This is a genomic window from Mesorhizobium sp. M5C.F.Ca.IN.020.29.1.1 (assembly GCF_003997375.1).
Classification (GTDB): domain Bacteria; phylum Pseudomonadota; class Alphaproteobacteria; order Rhizobiales; family Rhizobiaceae; genus Mesorhizobium; species Mesorhizobium wenxiniae.
The window spans coordinates 1-6,178 of sequence record NZ_RZSW01000388.1; the positions used below are offsets into that span (position 1 = coordinate 1).

General features: G+C 61.1%; 7 protein-coding genes. 4 read left to right on the top strand and 3 right to left on the bottom strand.

Features of this window, described 5'->3' with window-relative positions:
- Window positions 1-115: 115 nt before the first annotated feature.
- Window positions 116-1,009, bottom strand: coding sequence for a branched-chain amino acid aminotransferase (locus EOA85_RS24910; protein WP_029349987.1), 894 nt, complete (start codon window positions 1,007-1,009; stop codon window positions 116-118).
- 243 nt (window positions 1,010-1,252) lie between these two features.
- Here EOA85_RS24910 and EOA85_RS24915 point away from each other — a divergent pair, with 243 nt between their 5' ends.
- The 4 genes from EOA85_RS24915 (at window position 1,253) to EOA85_RS24930 (ending at window position 5,200) form a co-directional block, all read left to right on the top strand.
- Complete coding sequence (locus tag EOA85_RS24915; RefSeq protein ID WP_164759859.1) at window positions 1,253-1,795, top strand: MarR family transcriptional regulator; 543 nt, start codon at window positions 1,253-1,255, stop codon at window positions 1,793-1,795.
- Window positions 1,773-2,492, top strand: a complete 720-nt coding sequence (locus tag EOA85_RS24920; protein WP_036267167.1) for a response regulator transcription factor — start codon at window positions 1,773-1,775, stop codon at window positions 2,490-2,492. Before EOA85_RS24915 ends, EOA85_RS24920 begins: the two co-directional genes overlap by 23 nt.
- A 52-nt stretch (window positions 2,493-2,544) precedes the next feature.
- Window positions 2,545-3,957 carry an ATP-binding protein gene (locus tag EOA85_RS24925; protein WP_127211541.1) on the top strand — a complete coding sequence of 471 codons (1,413 nt, stop codon included), beginning with the start codon at window positions 2,545-2,547 and terminating at the stop codon, window positions 3,955-3,957.
- Between the two features lie 220 nt (window positions 3,958-4,177).
- The gene (locus EOA85_RS24930; protein ID WP_127211542.1) at window positions 4,178-5,200 is read left to right on the top strand and encodes a glycosyltransferase family 1 protein; all 1,023 of its coding nucleotides are present in this window, start codon (window positions 4,178-4,180) and stop codon (window positions 5,198-5,200) included.
- 10 nt (window positions 5,201-5,210) lie between these two features.
- Here the strand turns inward: EOA85_RS24930 and EOA85_RS24935 are convergent, their stop codons facing one another.
- Window positions 5,211-5,570, bottom strand: coding sequence for a tRNA-binding protein (locus EOA85_RS24935; RefSeq protein ID WP_127211543.1), 360 nt, complete (start codon window positions 5,568-5,570; stop codon window positions 5,211-5,213).
- Between the two features lie 17 nt (window positions 5,571-5,587).
- Window positions 5,588-6,088 carry a YbjN domain-containing protein gene (locus tag EOA85_RS24940; protein ID WP_006202532.1) on the bottom strand — a complete coding sequence of 167 codons (501 nt, stop codon included), beginning with the start codon at window positions 6,086-6,088 and terminating at the stop codon, window positions 5,588-5,590.
- Window positions 6,089-6,178 lie beyond the last annotated feature (90 nt).

A 6,178-nucleotide genomic window follows, 5' to 3' on the forward strand; every position in this document is an offset into this window, starting at 1 on the left:
CAGGGCCGACAGCATCATGAGACGCCGAATTGGACGAAAGTCAAATGCAGAAGTGCTTAAATAAAAGGGGCGGCCCGAAAACCGCCCCTACTTATAAAAAAAGCTGTGACTTTCGTTATTCTGCTGCGATTGCGTGCTTGGGTTGAACGGCTGCAGAATAGTCGTTCATCAGAGTCTTGGCAATTTCACCCACCTCGAATCGGTATGGACCGATCTCTGAAACGGGCGTCACCTCGGCCGCTGTTCCGGTGAGGAAGCACTGCTGGAAGCCTTCGAGCTCTTCCGGCATAATGGTGCGCTCGATCACCTCGAAGCCGCGATCCTTGGCAAGGCCAATCACCGTACGGCGGGTGATGCCGTCGAGGAAGCAATCGGGGGTGGGCGTGTGGATCTTGCCGTCCTTGACGAAGAAGATATTGGCGCCGGTCGCTTCCGCAACCTGGCCGCGCCAGTCGAGCATCATGGCGTCGGCATAGCCCTTGGCTTCGGCGGCATGCTTGGACATGGTGCAGATCATGTAGAGGCCGGCAGCCTTCGATTTCGACGGCGCGGTGCGCGGATCGGGGCGGCGCCATTCGGCCAGATCGAGACGGATGCCCTTCAGCTTCTGTGCCGGATCGAAATAGCTCGGCCACTGCCAGATGGCGATGGCGCAGTTGATCCGGCTGTTTTGCGCCGAAACGCCCATTTGTTCGCTGCCGCGCCAGGCGATCGGCCGGACATAGGCATCCTGGAAACCCTGCTTCTTCAACAGCGTGCGGCAGGCGTCGTCGATCTCGGCAACCGAATAGGGAATCTTGAAGCCGAGCAGGCGTGCCGATTCGTGCAGGCGCTCGCTGTGGTCGGTCAGCTTGAAAATCTCGCCGCCATAGGCGCGCTCGCCCTCGAACACCGCGCTGGCGTAGTGCAGGCCATGGGTCAGCACGTGGATCTTGGCGTCGGCCCATTTGACGAACTCGCCGTTCATCCAGATGAAGCCGTCCATTTGGTCAAAGGGAACGGATGCCATGGTAACCTCCCGCGGGCGGCCGCCCGCACATTATCGTTGCGCGTTTCTTGTCAGCCGCACCGGGCGGCCGGTATCTCGAAGCGTAGGCGGATATATAAGCTCTGGCAAACACAGGAAGTTCCGGAAAAACGGCCTTCCCTTGCCTTTTCGTTCGCAATCCGCCGAAAAGCTTGTCAAAAATTAGCATTGCCGGGAAATTACGTCAATAGTACTGACATAATTTCCCTTTCGCACGGAGAAAAGATGACAGATCGCAGCCACCCAGCCGGAAAACCGATCAGGACGGCGATCACCGACGAGGACGGCATCGACTTTGCCATCATCGAACTGTTCTTCTTCGCCTATCGCGATTTTACCTCCGATCCGGACCAGATCCTGTCCGACTATGGCTTCGGCCGGGCCCATCACCGGGTTCTGCATTTCGTCAATCGCAGGCCTGGCCTGACGGTCGCCGAACTCCTCGACGTGCTGAAGATCACCAAGCAGAGCCTGGCGCGCGTGCTCAAGCAGCTGATCGACACCGACCACATCGTCCAGCTGCAGGGCCCGCGCGACCGCCGCCAGCGCGAGCTCTATCCGACAGCCAAGGGCCGCGCTCTGGCACTGGCGCTGGCACGGCCACAGTCACGCCGCATCCATGCTGCATTGGAAGATGCCGGAGCCACCGAACGCACCTTGATCGAGCGCTTCCTGGAAGCAATGGTCAATCCGGAACTAAGAGCGCAGATCGACATTGTGCCCGCAAAAACGTCAGGGAAAAGCCATGGAGACCATCGAAAGGGTTGATCAACCGGCAGCACCGGACGACGACGCGCCGCATCTGCTGGTGATTGATGACGATACCCGTATCCGCAATCTTCTCAAACAATATCTGACCGAAAACGGCTTTCGCGTCACCGTTGCCGGAAATTCCGGCGAAGCGCGGCGCAAGCTCGCCGGCCTCGATTTCGATCTGCTCGTGCTCGATATCATGATGCCGGGCGAAACCGGTGTCGATCTGGCCAAGGCGCTGCGGGCAAGCAAGAACGTGCCGATCCTGATGCTTACCGCGCTCTCCGAGACCGACAGCCGGATTACCGGGCTCGAGGCCGGAGCCGACGACTATCTGCCGAAGCCTTTCGATCCCCGCGAATTGATCCTGCGCATCAACAACATCCTGCGCCGCGGCGGTCCGGCAACGACGCCCAAAGTCGAGCAACTGGTCTTCGGCCCTTACACGTTCCAGATCGCCAGGCGGGAGCTCAAGCGTGGCGGCGAGGCTCTGAAGCTGACCGACCGCGAGCAGGAGATCCTGGCGATCTTCGCGGCGCGGGCCGGCGAAACGATACCGCGTCATGAGCTTGTCGGCGACGAGTCCGAAGTCGGCGAACGCACCATCGACGTCCAGATCAACAGGCTGCGCCGCAAGATCGAACGCGATCCATCCAATCCGGTCTGGCTGCAGACCGTGCGCGGTATTGGGTATCGGCTCAGCGTGGAATAGACTGACGCCCACAGCCCCTTGTTGAGTGGCTGAAGATGAGCAACGAGGGCGAATGGCGACCACGCAACTGGAACGGCCGGGAGATCGCGGCTTGAGCGCTCGCGCCACGCGGGTACTGAAGGCGGTGCCGCTCGCCTGGAAACGGTTCTGGCGCCTCGTTTCGCTTTACATGCCGAAGCGGCTCTATGCCCGCTCGCTGATCATCGTCATCGCACCGATGATCCTGCTGCAATCGGTCCTCGCCTTTGTCTTCATGGAACGCCACTGGCAGACCGTGACACAGCGCCTGTCGCAGGCCACGGTCCGCGACATTGCCGCAATCGTCGACCTGGTGGAAACCTATCCGAACGACGCCGACTACGCCAACATCATCCGCATCGCGCAGGATCGCATGCAGCTGAAGATCGACTTGCTTCCGCCCGATCCGCTGCCGGCGCCCGGTCCAAAGCCGTTCTTCTCGATCCTCGACGAAATTCTCTCGTCCGAGATCACCCATCAGATCAACCGTCCATTCTGGATCGATACGGTCGGCAATTCCAATATCATCGAGGTCCGCGTCCAGCTCGAGGGCAAGGTGCTGCGCGCCTTCGTGCGCCGCAGCCAGGCCTATGCCTCGAACACGCACATTTTCCTGATCTGGATGGTCGGCACCTCGCTGGTGCTACTGATGATCGCCATCCCTTTCCTGCGCAATCAGATCCGGCCGATCCTGACGCTGGCCGAGGCCGCCGAAAGTTTCGGCAAGGGCCGGCCGATGCCGCTCGATTTCCGTCCGCGCGGCGCCGAGGAGGTTCGCCGCGCCGGCTTTGCCTTCATCCAGATGCGCGAGCGTATCGAACGCCAGCTCGAACAGCGCACCGCCATGCTGACCGGCGTCAGTCATGATTTGAGAACCATCCTCACCCGCTTCAAGCTGCAACTTGCGCTGACCGGGACCAAGGCCGACACCGAGGCGCTCGGCCAGGATATCGATGACATGCAGTCGATGCTGGAAGGCTATCTCGCCTTTGCCCGCGGCGAGGCGACGGAAGACGCCGGCCGTTTCAATCTTGAAGCCTATTTCGACAAGCTCGGCGAGGAGGCCACGCTGCGCAAACGCAAACTGTCGACCACGCTCGCCGGCGACCCAAACTTGCATGTGCGGCCCCACGCCTTTGCCCGCCTGTTGTCCAATGTCGTCGGCAACGCCTTCCGTTACGCCAAGACGGTGGAGATCAACGCGAATCACGGCCGCGGCTCGCTGCTCGTCACTATCGACGACGACGGTCCGGGCATTCCGCCCGAAAAGCGCGAGGACGTGTTCAAGCCTTTCGTGCGGCTTGACGAGGCCCGCAATCTCGACGCCAGCGGTACCGGCCTTGGCCTTGCCATCGCTCGCGACATTGCCCGTAGCCACGGCGGCGACATCATGCTGGACAAGAGCCCGCTCGGCGGCTTGCGCGCCGTCATCAAGGTTCCGGCCTGATCAGAGCGACGTGCGTCCAATTGGACGCACAAAGTACGCTCTGACACTTTTGAACCTACGCATCGTGCTTTCCTGTGGTTGTAGACGGCCATCGGCTATGCCTTCATCGGGGCGTCATGAAACCATGCTGAAGAGCGCGCATGAAGCGCGTGATCCTGATTGATTCGGCCTTGCGGCCTCGCATCAAGGAAATCGACGACCTTTCAAGCAAAGGGCAGCTATGCGCATCCTGATGGTCACCGACGCCTGGCGCCCGCAAATCAACGGCGTCGTCCACACGCTGGAACGGCTTTCGGAAACCCTCAAATCCTTCGACGTTGAGACGGACTTCCTGACCCCGAACATATTTCGCACCTTGCCCCTGCCGACCTACCCGGATATCCGGCTGGCGCTGACGAGGCCAGGCCACGTCGCGCGCCTGATCGAAGCGCGCACTCCCGATCATATCCATATCGTCACCGAAGGCCCGCTCGGCATCATGGCGCGGCGCTATTGCCGCAAGGCCGGCCGGCCGTTCACGACAAGCTATCACACGCGCTTTCCGGAATATCTGAGCGCGCGGCTGCCAATACCGGAAGCCTGGGCCTATCGCTGGCTTCGCGATTTCCACAATTCCGGACAAGGCACACTGGTCGCCACACAATCGCTGGCGGACGATCTGTCGGCGCGCGGCTTCACCAAGCTCAGGCCATGGACGCGCGGCGTCGACACCGACCATTTCCGCCCGGACAAGCAGAAGGATCTGGGGCTCAAGCGACCGATCTTCCTCTGTGTCGGCCGCGTTGCGATCGAAAAGAACCTGGCCGCCTTCCTCGACCTGGATTTGCCCGGCAGCAAGGTAATCGTCGGCGAGGGACCGGAGTTGGCCAGGCTCAAGGCCAGATACCCCGATGCCCATTTCCTTGGCCACCGCCCGAACGACGAACTGGCCGAAATCTACGCCTCGGCCGATGTCTTCGTCTTTCCCAGCCGCACCGACACGTTCGGCAATGTCATCATCGAGGCGCTGGCCAGCGGCACGCCGGTCGCAGCCTATCCGGTGACCGGACCGATCGACATTGTCGGCGACGGCGTTGGCGGAGCGGTGTCGAACGATTTGCGTGAAGCCGCGCTCGCCGCGCTCCACGTCGACCGCGCCGAGGCGCGCCAACGGGCAATGCGCTATAGTTGGAAGGCCTGCGCGGAAATGTTCCTGGAGACGGTTGAAGAGGCGCTGGGCACCACGCGAAAACTAGCCGCCTGAGAAGGCCTTGCTAGAACAGTCGGCCACCGTCAGGCACCCTGCGTTCGATTGCGCCGAGGACGACAGCACCCTCCTCGTCGGGAAAGCCAAGCGTCAGCACTTCCGATATGAAGGGTCCGATCTGCCGCGGCGGAAAATTGACCACCGCGAACACCTGCCGGCCGATCAGCGTCTCGGGCGCATAATATTTGGTGATCTGCGCCGACGATTTCTTCACCCCGATCGCCGCGCCGAAATCGATCTTCAGCTTGATCGCCGGCTTGCGCGCCTCGGGGAACGGCTCGGCCTCGACGATCGTGCCGGCGCGGATATCGACCCGGTCGAAATCGGCGAAGCTGATCTCGGGCTTGCGCTGGCTGCTCGAACTCATTGAGGGTCAGGTCTGGCTCAGGCGTTTCCGTAGGTCTCGAACAGGACGCCGGCCAGCGCATCCTTGGCCGAGGTTCCCGACCAGACGACGAACTGGAACGCCTGGAAATAGCATTCGCAGGCTTCCAGAGCCGACGACAACAGCACCTCGACCTGCTGGCTCGACGGCTCGACCCCGCCGGCGAGCAGCAGTGACTGGCGGAACATGATCGCGCCTTCCTGTTCCCAGAGGTCGAAATGGCCGAACAGCATCTGCTCGTTGATCAGCGAAAGCAGCCGCATCACTTCGAGCGCGCGCGCCTCCGGCACCTTGATGTCGAAAGCGCAAGCCAGATGCAGCGCCTCGAAATCCTCCATCCAGGAGAATGAGACGTGGTAGTCGGTCCAGCTTCCGGCAACCGAAATCGAAATCTCGTCATCGCCGGCCCGTTCGAAGGACCAGTCGTTGTTGTGGGCCACCTGCTCGATAACATCCACGGGATGGATTTCGCGCGAGAATTCGAGTTCGAGAAGTTCCATGAATGCTTCCAATCGGTGCATCGCAGCAACCCGAAAATCGATTCGATTTTCGAAAGGCGCGAAGGAAACATTCAAAGATCTAGGGAATAC

Bases quoted from the DNA above. Each gene is read 5' to 3' on its own strand.
- EOA85_RS24930 (WP_127211542.1), top strand. From the start codon at position 4,178: ATGCGCATCCTGATGGTCACCGACGCCTGGCGCCCGCAAATCAACGGC.
- EOA85_RS24920 (WP_036267167.1), top strand. From the start codon at position 1,773: ATGGAGACCATCGAAAGGGTTGATCAACCGGCAGCACCGGACGACGAC.
- EOA85_RS24915 (WP_164759859.1), top strand. From the start codon at position 1,253: ATGACAGATCGCAGCCACCCAGCCGGAAAACCGATCAGGACGGCGATC.
- EOA85_RS24940 (WP_006202532.1), bottom strand. From the start codon at position 6,088: ATGGAACTTCTCGAACTCGAATTCTCGCGCGAAATCCATCCCGTGGAT.
- EOA85_RS24910 (WP_029349987.1), bottom strand. From the start codon at position 1,009: ATGGCATCCGTTCCCTTTGACCAAATGGACGGCTTCATCTGGATGAAC.
- EOA85_RS24935 (WP_127211543.1), bottom strand. From the start codon at position 5,570: ATGAGTTCGAGCAGCCAGCGCAAGCCCGAGATCAGCTTCGCCGATTTC.
- EOA85_RS24925 (WP_127211541.1), top strand. From the start codon at position 2,545: ATGGCGACCACGCAACTGGAACGGCCGGGAGATCGCGGCTTGAGCGCT.